Source organism: Sodalis sp. RH24 (assembly GCF_047324145.1).
GTDB lineage: Bacteria > Pseudomonadota > Gammaproteobacteria > Enterobacterales > Enterobacteriaceae > Acerihabitans.
The window spans coordinates 1,458,630-1,471,228 of record NZ_CP178729.1 but is presented as its reverse complement, the minus strand read 5'-3'; the positions used below and the strand labels follow the sequence as shown (position 1 = coordinate 1,471,228).

The 12,599-nt window shown below is 64.5% G+C and carries 9 protein-coding genes; 6 read left to right on the top strand and 3 right to left on the bottom strand.

The genetic code is table 11. From position 1 onward, the window contains the following. Positions 1-356 precede the first annotated feature (356 nt). The gene (locus tag ACL2XG_RS06770) at positions 357-5,093 is read left to right on the top strand and encodes an ATP-dependent helicase (RefSeq protein WP_413722533.1); all 4,737 of its coding nucleotides are present in this window, start codon (positions 357-359) and stop codon (positions 5,091-5,093) included. 123 nt (positions 5,094-5,216) lie between these two features. Here the strand turns inward: ACL2XG_RS06770 and ACL2XG_RS06765 are convergent, their stop codons facing one another. The 3 genes from ACL2XG_RS06765 to ACL2XG_RS06755 all read right to left on the bottom strand — a co-directional run bounded on the left by ACL2XG_RS06765 (position 5,217) and on the right by ACL2XG_RS06755 (position 7,333). Next, positions 5,217-5,867, bottom strand: coding sequence for an HAD-IA family hydrolase (locus ACL2XG_RS06765; protein ID WP_413722534.1), 651 nt, complete (start codon positions 5,865-5,867; stop codon positions 5,217-5,219). A gap of 466 nt (positions 5,868-6,333) precedes the next feature. Further along, positions 6,334-7,071 (bottom strand): SDR family oxidoreductase, encoded by a 738-nt coding sequence (locus tag ACL2XG_RS06760; protein WP_410015566.1) that lies wholly within the window; start codon positions 7,069-7,071, stop codon positions 6,334-6,336. 16 nt (positions 7,072-7,087) lie between these two features. Beyond that, the gene (locus ACL2XG_RS06755; protein ID WP_410015565.1) at positions 7,088-7,333 is read right to left on the bottom strand and encodes an Atu4866 domain-containing protein; all 246 of its coding nucleotides are present in this window, start codon (positions 7,331-7,333) and stop codon (positions 7,088-7,090) included. A gap of 190 nt (positions 7,334-7,523) precedes the next feature. Between ACL2XG_RS06755 and ACL2XG_RS06750 the strand changes: the two genes are divergently transcribed. The 5 genes from ACL2XG_RS06750 to ACL2XG_RS06730 all read left to right on the top strand — a co-directional run bounded on the left by ACL2XG_RS06750 (position 7,524) and on the right by ACL2XG_RS06730 (position 12,598). Beyond that, a complete protein-coding gene (locus ACL2XG_RS06750; protein ID WP_413722535.1) occupies positions 7,524-8,468 on the top strand; it encodes an AraC family transcriptional regulator in 945 nt (314 codons plus the stop codon). 166 nt (positions 8,469-8,634) lie between these two features. Further along, positions 8,635-9,483: a VOC family protein gene (locus ACL2XG_RS06745; protein ID WP_413722536.1), complete on the top strand. Its 849-nt coding sequence runs from the start codon at positions 8,635-8,637 to the stop codon at positions 9,481-9,483. A 27-nt stretch (positions 9,484-9,510) separates the two neighbouring features. Further along, positions 9,511-10,524: a zinc-binding dehydrogenase gene (locus ACL2XG_RS06740; RefSeq protein ID WP_413722537.1), complete on the top strand. Its 1,014-nt coding sequence runs from the start codon at positions 9,511-9,513 to the stop codon at positions 10,522-10,524. Then, entirely contained in the window at positions 10,521-10,958 is a 438-nt protein-coding gene (locus ACL2XG_RS06735) for a PaaI family thioesterase (RefSeq protein ID WP_410015561.1), read from the top strand. Before ACL2XG_RS06740 ends, ACL2XG_RS06735 begins: the two co-directional genes overlap by 4 nt. Then, on the top strand, positions 10,955-12,598 hold the full coding sequence (locus ACL2XG_RS06730) for an ABC transporter substrate-binding protein (protein WP_413722538.1): 1,644 nt from the start codon (positions 10,955-10,957) through the stop codon (positions 12,596-12,598). Before ACL2XG_RS06735 ends, ACL2XG_RS06730 begins: the two co-directional genes overlap by 4 nt. Position 12,599: the final 1 nt, after the last annotated feature.

Here is a 12,599-nt window from a genome sequence, read left to right as displayed (position 1 = left end):
TGATCCGCGTCACAAAACGCCAATGCCGGCCACGCGGCCGCCGCGCGCGCCTGGTCATGCCCAGTCCGTGCCGGGTCGGCTGGCTTTTCACTCTTGACTACAAAAATAGCGGGGGGTTTGGCTTAAGATTTTTGTAGAAGGTTATCAACGATATCACTGTAAAAAGACATGGCGCCGGCGGCAAGGTGCTAAGCTTTTATTTGTTGCCTGCCAAGTCCCGCCTCTACTTGCCCGCCCCGGGGGCGGGAAGGCGGTGGTGGTTGGCTTTACGGAGCTTAAAAGGAACGTCTTGCCATGTCTTTAACTCTTTATCCCCGCCATGGTTTCATTACTGCGCCGTCAGGCGCTGGCACGCGATGCTGACGTCAGGAGAGACAGCGCCCGATCCCCTAAGCCGGTTCCAGCCCGCCACCCGGGACTGGTTCGCGGCCACCTTCGACGCGGCCACGCCCGCGCAGCAGGCGGCCTGGACGGCGATTGGCGCCGGCGACAGCACGCTGGTCATCGCGCCCACCGGTTCGGGCAAGACGCTGGCGGCCTTTCTGCACGCCATCGATGGATTGTTCCGGGAGCGCGAACGCGACCCCGCGCGCGCGCGCCAGACCGCCACCCGGGTGGTTTACATTTCGCCCATTAAGGCGCTGGGCGCCGATGTGCGGCGCAACCTGAGCGTGCCTTTGGATGGCGTCAGCGCCAGGCGCCGGCGGCGCGGCGATCCCGAGGTGACGCTGACGGTGGGTATGCGCACCGGCGACACGCCCGCCGCTGAACGCGCCGGCCTGCAAAGACGGCCGCCGGATATCCTGATCACCACGCCCGAGTCGCTGTATCTGATGCTCACCTCCAGGGCGCGCGAGACCTTGCGCGGCGTGACCACGGTGATTATCGACGAGATCCACGCGGTGGCCGGCGGCAAACGCGGTTCGCATCTGGCGCTGAGCCTGGAGCGCCTGGATGCTTTGCTGCCCGCGCCGGCGCAGCGTATCGGCCTGTCGGCGACCGTGCGCCCGGTGGAACGCGTGGCCCGTTTCCTGGGCGGCGCGCTGCCGGTGACGGTGGTTAACCCTCAGTCCAGGCGGCCCCTTGCGATGCGCATCGTGGTGCCGGTGGAGGATATGACCGCGATACCGGCGCGCGACGACGCCGCGCCGGAGATGAGGGCTACCGGGCGCGCGGGGTCGATCTGGCCGCATGTGGAAGCCAGCATCCTCGAGCAAATCCTCGCCTGCCGTTCCACCATTGTCTTTACCAATTCCCGCGGCCTGGCCGAGAAACTGACGGCCAGGCTCAATGAACGCTATGCCGAGCGCGCCGCCGTCTCGCCATTGCAGCAGGAGACGGCCGCACATTATCTCTCTAATTCGGGTGGCACCGGCAAGCGCGCCGCCGGCGAACCGCCGACCGTCGCCCGGTCCCATCATGGCTCGGTGTCGAAAGAGCAGCGGGCGGAAATTGAAATGGCGCTTAAATCCGGCGAGCTGCGCTGCGTGGTCGCCACCTCCAGCCTGGAACTCGGTATCGACATGGGACTGGTGGATCAGGTTATCCAGGTCGGCGTGCCGCCAACGGTCGCCAGCGCGCTGCAGCGGGTGGGGCGCGCCGGCCATCAGGTGGGCGGCATTTCTTCCGGGGTGGTTTATCCGCGTACCCGCCGTGATGTGATCGATGCCGCCGTGACGGTGGAGCGCATGCTGGCCGGACGGCTGGAATCCGTGGCCCCGCCGCGTAACCCGCTCGATGTGCTGGCGCAGCAGACCGTGGCCGCGGTGGCCATGGAACCGCTGAATATCGAGGAGTGGTTCGTGCGGGTGCGGCGCGCGGATCCGTTTCGCGCCCTGCCGCGCAGCGCCTTCGACGCCACCCTGGATATGCTGGCCGGCCGCTATCCGTCGGAGGCGTTCGGCGAGTTTCGCCCGCGGCTGGTCTGGGATCGGGCGAGCGGTTTGCTTACCGCCCGCCCGGGGGCGCAGCAATTGGCGGTGATCAGCGGCGGCACCATTCCCGATCGCGGCATGTTCAGCGTCGTCTTGCCGCAAGGCGAGGAAAAAAGCGGCGCGCGTCGGGTCGGCGAGCTTGACGAGGAGATGGTCTACGAGTCGCGGGTCAACGATGTGATAACCCTGGGCGCCACCTCCTGGCGCATCCAGCAGATTACCCACGATCAGGTGGTGGTGGTCCCGGCGCCGGGCCGCTCCGCCCGCCTGCCGTTTTGGCACGGCGACAATGCCGGCCGGCCGGCCGAACTGGGGGAGGCCATCGGCGTCTTCCTGCGCGAGGCGGAGGCGGCGACGGCGGGCATCCGCGGCCCGTTGGCGCAGGACCACCCGCTGACGGCGCGGCTTAAGGCCGCGGGTCTGGATGATAACGCCATCACTAATCTGGTCGAACTGGTGGCGGAGCAACGCGACGCCACCGAGGTGCTGCCCACCGATCAAACGCTGGTGATTGAGCGCTGCCGCGACGAGAGCGGCGACTGGCGGGTCATGCTGCACTCGCCTTATGGCCAGCGCGTGCACGGCCCCTGGGCGCTGGCCATCGCCGCGCGCGTCCACCAGCGTTTAAAAGTCGATCCCGCCGTCGTCGCCAGCGACGACGGTATTATTGTCCGCATACCGGACAGCGTCGGCCGACTTCCCGGCGCGGAACTCTTTGTGTTCGATCCCCACACGCTGCCGCAAATCGTCACCGATGCGGTGGGACAGTCGGCGCTGTTTATCGCCCGCTTTCGCGAATGCGCGGCGCGCGCCTTGCTGCTGCCGCGCCGGCGCCCCGGCAAACGCTCGCCGTTGTGGCAGCAGCGCTTGCGCGCAGGTCAGCTGCTGGAAATTGCCCGGGAGCATGACGATTTTCCGCTGATCATCGAGACCGCCAGGGAATGTTTGCAGGACGTATATGATCTGGGGGCATTGCAGGCGCTGATGCAGCGCATCAATGACGGCGCGGTGCGCATGCGGGAGGTTACCACCGAGATCCCCTCGCCGTTTGCGGCTAATCTGCTGTTCGGCTATGTCATTGAGTTTATGTACCAGGGCGATGCGCCGCTGGCGGAACGACGGGCGTCCGTACTGTCGCTGGACAGCGGCCTGCTCGGCGAACTGCTGGGTCAGGTGGAGCTTGGCGAGCTGCTCGACCCCCGGGTGGTGGAACGGGTCGGTCAGGAATTGCAGCGCACCGCCGCCGCTCGGCGCGCAAAGGGCGCTGAAGGGGTGGCCGACCTGTTGCGCGAGCTCGGTCCCCTGTCGCGCGCGGAAATCGCCGCGCGCCTGGCCGATGGCGACGGTGCCGGCGATTATCTGGCGCAGCTGGAGGCGGCGGCGCGGATTATTCCCGTGCGCATCGCGGGCGAGGCGCGCTGGGCCGGCATAGAAGATGCCGCCCGCCTGCGCGATGCGCTGGGGATAGCTTTACCGCCGGGCATTCCGGCTGCGTTTTTGCAGGCGGCCGGCGATCCCCTGCGCGAGTTGCTCAGCCGCTATGCGCGCACGCACGCGCCTTTTACCGCGGCGCAGGCGGCGGCGCACTTTGGGCTGGGCGTGGCCATTGTGAATGAGCAACTGGAGCGCCTGCGCGATCAGGGCAGGGTGTTACCCTGCAACGTCGCGGGCGGGCCCGGACCGGACACCGACTCCGGCGCGCCCGCCGACGGCGGCCAGCAGCGTCGGTGGGTGTGGGATGAGGTATTCCGCCGTTTGCGGGCGCGCTCTTTGCAGGCGGCGCGCGAGGCGACCCGGCCGGTGCCGCGCGAGGCCGTGGTGCGGCTGGTGCTGGAGCGCCAGGGCGTACTGACCGACGCCGCCGCGCCGGCGTCGGATCCCGACCCGTCCGCCGCGCTCGGCGCATTTGAAGGCGTCGAGGGCGTCGCCCGGGTCATCGAGCAACTGGCGGGGGTCGCGTTGCCGGCTTCACTGTGGGAACGCCAGATTTTGCCCGCCAGGGTCCATGACTATCATCCGTCGATGCTGGATGAGCTGATTGCCGCCGGCGAGGTGGTTTGGGCCGGCCATGGCACGCTTGGCGACGACGATGGACTGGTCTCCCTGCATCTGCGCGAAAACGCCGGCGCAACGCTGCCGCGGGTGAATGATGAGGCCGGCGCGTCAACCGCCTCCGCGCTGCAACAGTCCATTCTCGCCGTGCTGGCCGATGGCGGCGCCTATTTTGTCCGTCAGCTGGCGCCGCTCGTCCAGACGCGCCTGGAGGCCGGGGCGGAAATATCGCCCGCTGAAATGGCGGAAAACGTTTGGGATCTCGTCTGGCAAGGCCGTCTCACCAGCGACACCTGGTCGCCGCTGCGCGCGCTGACGGGGATACGCCCGCCCACCCGTTCGCGCCCGGCCCGCGTCCCACGGCACCGGCGCCAGGTGGCGGGCTGGGTACCGGTGTGGGCGCCGGCCAAACCGATATCGGCGCGGAACGCCCGGTTCGGCGATGCGGTCCTGGCCGGCCGCTGGTCATTGCTGGCCGGCGAGGCGGCCAGCCCGACCCTCAGGATGCTGACCCAGGTCGAGAATCTGTTCGACCGCTATGGCGTGGTAAGCCGCGGCGTGGCGATGGCCGAGCAGGTGCCGGGAGGCTTTCCCGCGCTGATGCCGGTGCTGCGGCGGATGGAAGAGGCGGGCCGCGTGCTGCGTGGGCGCTTTATCACCGGCCTGGGCGCCGCGCAGTTTGCCGATAAGGACTGTATAGAACGCCTGCGTGAATTGGCGCAAACGGATGCGGCGTCCGGCGAACCGGTGGCGCTGTCGGCCAGCGATCCGGCCAATCCCTTCGGCTGGCTGTTGCCCTGGCCGTCCAACCCGGCAGACCTGCGTCCGGCCCGGCGCGTCGGCGCCATGGTGGTGATCTGCAACGGCAGGCTGGCATACTATCTGGCGCAAAGCGGCCGCCAGCTGTTAACCTTTATCGATAACGACGACATCGGATGGCGGGCCAGCGGTTTGCGCGCGCTGGCCGCCGCGCTGCAGCGCGAGAAACGCCGCGTGTTTACGCTTGAGGATGTCGACGGCCGGCCGGCGCATGGCAGCCCGGTCGCGCACGCTTTGTCCGCGGCCGGCTTCTCGCGCGTGCCCAGGGGATATGCCTGGTACGGGTGAACCGGGCGCGCGGGGAGGGCCACGGCGCGGTATAGCGCCTGTGGCGCCCCAGCCCAGGTTCCGCAGGAAGGGTTGGCAAGGCTTGCCGCACCCGACCTGGCCTTGCCATGCCGCCGCCCTGATTTACCGCCGCGCCAGTATCAGCCCGCCGGTATCCGCCGCTGCCCGGTATTCGCCATAATCCGCCAGGGCAAGGTGGCGAACCCGCATCGGATGGCGGTGCGTCGCCGTGATGACCACCACCCTGGCCCCCGCCGCTTCAGCCGCGGCAATCCCGGCCGGCGCGTCTTCGAATACCAGGCACCGGCCGGCGTCGACCCCCAGCCGATCGGCGGCCATCAGGTAGCAGTCAGGCGCGGGTTTGCCGCGGACCACGTCTTCGGCGCTTATCAGCAGCGCAGGCACCCTCAGTCCGGCGGCCCGCAGGCGGCGCAAGGCCAGTTCCCGCGGGGCGGATGTAACGATAGCCCAGCGGTCCGGTGGCAGCACGGCCAGGAAATCCGGGGCATGGGCAATCGGGACGATGCCGTCGGTATCCTCGATCTCCGCCTGGGTGATTGCCCGGGCCTCGGCCTCGGGGTCGACGCCCGGCAGGTTCAGGCGGCGAATGGTTTCGACACTGCGCACCCCGTGGATGGTGGGCAGAAACGTCGCCACGTCCAGCCCGTGCCGCGCGGCCCAGCGCGACCAGACGCGTTCGGCCGAGGCAATGGAGTTGAGCAGGGTGCCGTCCATATCGAACAGGAAAGCGGCAAAGCGCTGGTCTGTGTACATAGTCTCTCCGGGATAGGTTTGCGGCGCCCCGCCTATGGCGCCGTTGCGGGCGGGACAATCCGGGCGTATGCCAGTATCAACGACAGTCTCGGCAAGATCAACGGCCGCAATAGCCGACATGCCAGCGCCGCAATATCAGGCGGCCGTCTTTTACCTCATTCCCCCCCGGGCCCGTTAAATGGCGCGCGCAGGCGGTCAATCGGTGAAGTCGGTCGCTTGCGCCGTTCCCTGCCAGGCATCAATGTCTGCACGCACATCCTGCATCTTCTGCAATGCCAGTTCATTGGCGATGCCTTACGACGCACCCGTAATGAACCCTATTTTCTCAGTTGTTTTCATGATATGTCCCTTGATTAAGGTCATGGCCACCGCGCCGACGGGATAGCCTGCTTTGTCCATGCTGGACGTTTTGCGTGATATTCCGGATATCCCGCGCACCCCTTGCAACTGCGAAGGGTTGATAAAATCAGTAGGGACTGGCCGTGGGTCGAACGACGATTTCGCTAACGTCGACATCGTCGGGCTGCGCGATCGCATAGGCTATGGCGCGCGCGACGGCATCCGGCGTTAATGCGATGCGGCGGAATTCGCGCATGGCGTTGCGGGCCGTTTCGTCGGAAATCTGGTCGGCCAGTTCCGATTCGACCACGCCCGGGCAGATAACCGTTACGCGGATCGCGTCGGACTCTTGGCGCAGGCCGTCGGAGATGGCGCGTACCGCGTATTTGGTTGCGCAGTACACCGCCGCCGTGGGCGATACCGACAGCCCGCCGATGGAAGACACGTTGATCACCTGGCCATGGCCCTGCTGCGTCATGACGGGCAGCACCGCCGCGATGCCGTGCAGGACGCCGCGGATATTCACGTCGATCATCCGATCCCACTCGTCCACCTTGCGCGCGGCCAGAGGCGAAAGCGGCATGACGCCCGCATTGTTGACGATGACGTCGATGCGGCCAAAGGTCTCTTGGGCAAACCTGGCAAAGTCATCGACGTCCTTTGCCGATGTGACGTCGAGCGCCCGAAAGCAGACCGAGCCGCCGCCGGCCTGGATCTCCCCGGCCAGTGCGGCCAGCCGCTCCGTGCGGCGGGCGCCGATGACGAGCTGGTGTTTCTGGCTGGCGAGAAGCCGCGCGGTGGCCTCGCCGATGCCGCTGCTGGCGCCGGTAATAAGGATGACTTTGGATTCTGTAGCTACGGTCATAATGGTTAACTCCTTTTCAGTGGGTTATCTCGCGGCGCAGCACCATGCCGGCGTGGTATAAAACGCCGTCACGGAAGTCGCCGTCGGCGGAAAAGCCGGTATCGTCGCAATACAGGATATGATCGCCTTCAATGCGGTAGCTGCCCCGATAGGCGCTTTTGCGCGTGCCCCGGGCCTCGTCGTAGCGGCCGTTGGCAAGCAGCTCATGGCGAATGTAGCCATCGGCTGTCACCCAAACGCCGACGTACCTGTTGTGATTCATGACGGGTGCCTCCTGTGTCCTGGCAACAATAACGGGCCGAAGGCCTATAGTAGGAGCGGGGCGCCGTTGCGGGAATAGCCATGGCTATTGCATCATTGCCTATTCCTATTGCGCTGGTGATTTATTTCCCTTAAGGTTGGCGAAACGATGGCTGATTCCTCTGAACGGCCGCAACGGGAGACGATGGCATATGGCGGCAATCGAGGACACCACCACCCAGCGGATGTCGGCGCTGCTGATGCAATTGGCGCCCAATGAGGGCTACACGCTGTCCGCGCTGGATGCCGTTCGCTTTATGCGCTCGGACCGGCCTTTGGGACGAACGCCCGTTTTATACGAACCGAGCATCGTGATTGTTTGTCAGGGACGTAAGCGCGGCTTTCTTGGCAGCGATGTCTATGTTTATGACGCCCAGCATTACCTGGTATTGTCGGTGCCCTTGCCCTTTTCCACCCAAACCGAGGCGAGCGCATCCGAGCCGATGCTGGCCGTCGCCATAAGCTTAGATCTGACGCAAGTGGCCGATTTGATGTTGCAAATAAATCATTCTGGCCCACAGGCCTTGCCCGGCATGCCCTTGGGTATCGCCTCAACCCCGCTGAGCGGCGCATTGGCCGATGCCACGCTGCGATTGCTTGAAATCATGACCTGTCCGCGCGACGCGCACATATTGGGCCCCGCGGTGGTGAGGGAGATTTATTACCGCGTACTGGTCGGGGAACAAGGGGGCGCCATGCGGGCGGCTTTGGCGCATCAGGGCCAGTTCGGCCGCGTTGCCAAGGCATTGCGCCGGATCCATGCCGATTATGCGCAGTCATTGGATGTCGCGCATTTAGCCGGCGAAGCCGGCATGAGCGTGCCTGCCTTTCATGCCCATTTCAAGACGGTGACCCAAACATCGCCCATCCAGTACATCAAGTCGACGCGATTGCACCAGGCCCGGCTACTGATGATCCGTGATGGCCTGACCGCGGCATCCGCTTCGTCCCGGGTCGGCTATGACAGCCCCTCGCAGTTCAGTCGCGAATTCAAGCGATTCTTTGGCCGCAGCCCCATGGAAGAGGTTCGCGATATGAAGGCGTCGTTTTCGTTGTCCCCCGCAAAGCCCCTTTCCGAGTTTACCCTGGCGCACTGAGCGCCGTTCCCGACGTCCAGCAATACCCTGACGCATCCACCCGACTGGCGGCGATTCGGTTAGCCGGTTTCCGGTTAACCTTTACCGGATTTGTACTTTTGCATCCGTCCATGCCTTGGTTAGAGTTATACCTCTGTTTAGTTATTGGATAGTCAGGTAAAAGTTAATGGATGCCTTAATTCCGGTAGTGGATCACGCGGTGATTAACGTCGCGGGCAAGCTTGATGAAACGCAGCGATTATTTACGCTTTTAGGGTTCCAGTTGACGCCGCGCGGTCACCATTCCCTGGGCTCCAGCAACCATCTGGCCATTTTTGGCGAAAACTATTTTGAGCTGCTGGGGTTTGAGGCGGGCAACGCCGATAAACGCCAGGACCTATGGAACGCGCCCCTCGGGCTCACCGGCCTGGTGTGGAAAACCACTGACGCCGATGCGGTCTACCGCCATCTGCAATCCGTCGGCCTGGCCGGCGATCCCCCCGCCTCGTTTTTCCGTCCCGTGACGCTGCCCGACGGCAGCCGGCCTGAAGCCCGTTTTCGTACCGTCAGGCTGGCCGCCGGGCGGGTAAAAAACGGCCGCAGTTTTTTTTGCCAGCATGAAACGCCGGAACTGGTCTGGCGCGCCCCATGGCGCCGGCATCCCAACGGCGTCGTCGATATCAGCGCCTTTGTGATTGCCGCGGCCGACCCCGCGGCGGTGGCCGGCCTTTACGGCACGCTGTTTGGTCATAAGGCTATTCATGACGACGGCCAGGGCGGCTATTGGCTGCAGGCGGGCAAAACCCGGGTGCGATTTATCACCCCGCAGCGGGCCGCCGGGCTGTATGGGCCGGTCCCGGCAGGCGAAAACGGCGCCGAGCGCATGGTGGCGCTGGAATTTGCGGTCTCATCGCTGAGCGCCACCACCGACTATTTTCAGCGCAGCGGCATCCAGGCCTTATCCCCGGCGCCGGATACCTTGCTGGTTAGCGCCGACCGCGCCTTCAATGTCGCCCTGCTGTTCGCAGCCTCTTGATTTTCTTTATTTTAAGGTCCGTTAAGCATGAAAGCCATCGTATTACGTGAACATGGCGGTAACGAGAAGCTGCGGTTGGAAAATGCTTTTCCCGATCCCATCGCCGGCAGGGGGGATGTGGTGCTGCGCGTGCGCGCCTCCTCACTCAATTACCATGATGTGTTTACCCGGCGCGGCATGCCGGGCATTACGCTGCCCCTGCCGCTGATTATCGGCCTGGATGTGGCCGGCGAGATCGTCGCCCTGGGCGAAGGGGTGACCGGTTGGCATATCGGCGACCGCGTGGTGGTGGACCCGATAAACCGGGTTGACGGCGGACTGGTGGGCGAGACCACCCACGGCGGCCTGGCCGAACTATGCCGGGTGCCGGCCCATCAGCTGATCGCTTTGCCCGATGAAATCAGCTTCGTGGAAGCGGCGGCGCTGCCGGTGGCCTACGGCACCGCCCGGCGCATGATGGTGACTATCGGCCAGATACAGGCCGGGGAAAAGGTCTTGATCCTCGGCGCCAGCGGCGGCGTCGGGGTCTGTTGCGTGCAATTGGCGAAGCTGGCCGGCGCGCAGGTGATTGCCTGCGCCGGCAGCGAGGAGAAAGCCGAACGCCTGCGCGCCGTCGGCGCCGACCATATCATCCGCTACACCGAACAGGACTTTGCCAAAGAAGTGTTCCAGCGCTTCGGCAAGCCCGCGCGGTCGCGCCACGCCGCCGTGCCGGGCGGCGTGGATGTGGTGGTCAATTTTACCGGCGGCGATACCTGGGTTAAATCCCTGCGCTGCCTGCGCGTGGGGGGGCGGCTGCTGACCTGCGGCGCCACCGCCGGTTTTAATCCCGTCGAGGATTTGCGCTACATCTGGACCTATGAATTGCAGATCCGCGGCGCCAATGGCTGGGAGCGCGATGACCTGCATCAGTTGCTGGATCAGGTGCGCGACAAACGGCTTAACGTCCTGATCGATCGCCAATGGCCGCTGGAGCAGGGCGCGCAGGCGCTGGCCTCGCTGGAGCAACGCCAGGTGATCGGCAAGGTGGTGGTGGTATGAGCGCGCGGCTGAGCAAAACGCAAATCGAGGAAAAGTTCCGATTATCGCCGTTTATCGCCTGGCTGCAGCTGCGCGTGGAGGCGGTGGATTACGATCAGCAGACCCTGACGGTAACGGTGCCGATGCGGGCGGAGTTCGAGCGCAGCGCCGGCAGCGGCCAGTGGCATGGCGGACCGCTGGCCTCGATTATCGATACCGTCGGCGACTTCGCGCTGGCGATGATGGTCGGAACCGGTTTGCCCACCATCAATTTTCGTGTCGATTACCTGCGCCCGGCGGTGAATACCTCCCTGCGGGTGGTGGCCCGCGTCAGGCGCTCAGGCCGTACCGTCGGCGTCGCCGACGTGGACGTATTTAACGGACAACAACAATTACTGGCTATCGGCCGCGCAAGCTACGCCACCGGCGTTGCACAACCGGGAGTTTCATCATGAACGGACATTTTTCACGGCGTAAATTCCTCGGCATCCTGGGGGTGGGGGGATCGCTTGCGGCGTTGTCCAGCGGCATCCCCGGCCTGGGGCTGGCGACCAACGCCAGCGCCGCCGAGGTGGCGGGCGGCGCGGCGCGCCGCGGCGGTACCCTGGTCATCTCCTGGGGGGGACTTGAGCCTCAGGCGCTGTTTGTGCCGGGCGGCGGCGGTTCATCGCCTTTCCAGACGTCAACCAAAATACTGGAGCGTTTGCTGAAGCTCGACAATACGCTGCATTTTCAGCCGGCGCTGGCCGAATCGGTGGTGCCTGCCGCCGACTATAAAAGTTATGACATCACCCTGCGCCAGGGAGTGAAATGGCATGACGGCGCCGATTTTACCGCGGACGACGTCGTCTACAACGTTGTCGAGCATTGGAAGGCCATTTCAGCCGGTATCGCCCTGAAAGCCCTGAACGCCGCCACCGCCCTGGATGCCCATCACGTACGGCTGAGTTTTGATCATCCGGTACCTGAATTTTTCCTCAAATCCATACTGGCGGGCCAATACCAACTGCTGCTGCCGAAACATTTATACGCGGGCAGGGACATTCTGACCCATCCGCTGAATAACCAGCCGGTAGGCACCGGCCCATGGATTTTCGATAAATGGACGCGCGGCAGCTATGTGCAATACCGCCGCAACGATAGCTATTGGTCGCCCGGCCAGCCCTATCTCGACAAACTGCTGGTCAGGTGGTGGAGCGACGCGGCGTCGCGTACCGCCGCCCTGGAAACCGGGGAACTGGGACTCGGCTATTCGAACCCCGTGCCCGCCAGGGAAATCGACCGCTTGCTGAAAACCGGCCAGGTGGTGCTTGATACCAGCGGGTATGAAAACAGCGCCTGGACGGTAACGGTGGAGTTTAACCAGCGGCGCGAGGTGGTTAAGCGCCGTGAAGTGCGCCAGGCGATCCTGCATGGCATCGACCGTGATTTCATCGTCAACACGATCTATTTTGGTTGGGGGAAACCGGCGGTGGCGCCGATTTTCAGCAGCAACAGCCTGTTTTTCACCGACGACGTGCCCCGCTATGAATTTGACGTTAAAAAAGCGGCCGCCCTGCTGGATGCCGCCGGCCTGCCGGTGAAAAACGGCAGCCGGTTTACCGTCAACCTGCTGGCGGCGGCCTGGTTCGAGGAGAACGCCAAGCTGGGCCAATACCTGAAACAGGCCCTGGAAGATCTCAATATCACCGTGCGGCTCGATTCGGTGGATCGCGCCACGGCGCTGAAACGCATTTACAGCGATTACGATTATGATATCGCTATTTCCAACTTTACCGCCCCGCTGGAGCCGGTACCGACGGTAACCCAGTTTTTTACCAGCGACGGCATCGTTAAAGGCGCCGCTTTCCGCAACGCCACCGGCTATAGCAATCCGGCGATGGACGACTTGGTAAGCGCTATCACAGTGGAGGTGGACGAGGCCAAACGCCGCGCATTGATCCAGCAATTTTCCCGGCTGGCCAGCACCGACGTGCCCATCGTGCCTCTGGTGGAAATGCAGTCCTACACCCTGGCGCGCGCCAACGTCCGCAACTTCACCACTGATGCCAATGTCCAGGGCACGTCCCTGAACGACGTCTGGCTGGCGGGGTAGC

Excerpts from the sequence above, each read along its gene's own strand:
- ACL2XG_RS06770 (WP_413722533.1), top strand. The coding sequence starts at position 357 with ATGCTGACGTCAGGAGAGACAGCGCCCGATCCCCTAAGCCGGTTCCAG.
- ACL2XG_RS06765 (WP_413722534.1), bottom strand. The coding sequence starts at position 5,867 with ATGTACACAGACCAGCGCTTTGCCGCTTTCCTGTTCGATATGGACGGC.
- ACL2XG_RS06760 (WP_410015566.1), bottom strand. The coding sequence starts at position 7,071 with ATGACCGTAGCTACAGAATCCAAAGTCATCCTTATTACCGGCGCCAGC.
- ACL2XG_RS06755 (WP_410015565.1), bottom strand. The coding sequence starts at position 7,333 with ATGAATCACAACAGGTACGTCGGCGTTTGGGTGACAGCCGATGGCTAC.
- ACL2XG_RS06750 (WP_413722535.1), top strand. The coding sequence starts at position 7,524 with ATGGCGGCAATCGAGGACACCACCACCCAGCGGATGTCGGCGCTGCTG.
- ACL2XG_RS06745 (WP_413722536.1), top strand. The coding sequence starts at position 8,635 with ATGGATGCCTTAATTCCGGTAGTGGATCACGCGGTGATTAACGTCGCG.
- ACL2XG_RS06740 (WP_413722537.1), top strand. The coding sequence starts at position 9,511 with ATGAAAGCCATCGTATTACGTGAACATGGCGGTAACGAGAAGCTGCGG.
- ACL2XG_RS06735 (WP_410015561.1), top strand. The coding sequence starts at position 10,521 with ATGAGCGCGCGGCTGAGCAAAACGCAAATCGAGGAAAAGTTCCGATTA.
- ACL2XG_RS06730 (WP_413722538.1), top strand. The coding sequence starts at position 10,955 with ATGAACGGACATTTTTCACGGCGTAAATTCCTCGGCATCCTGGGGGTG.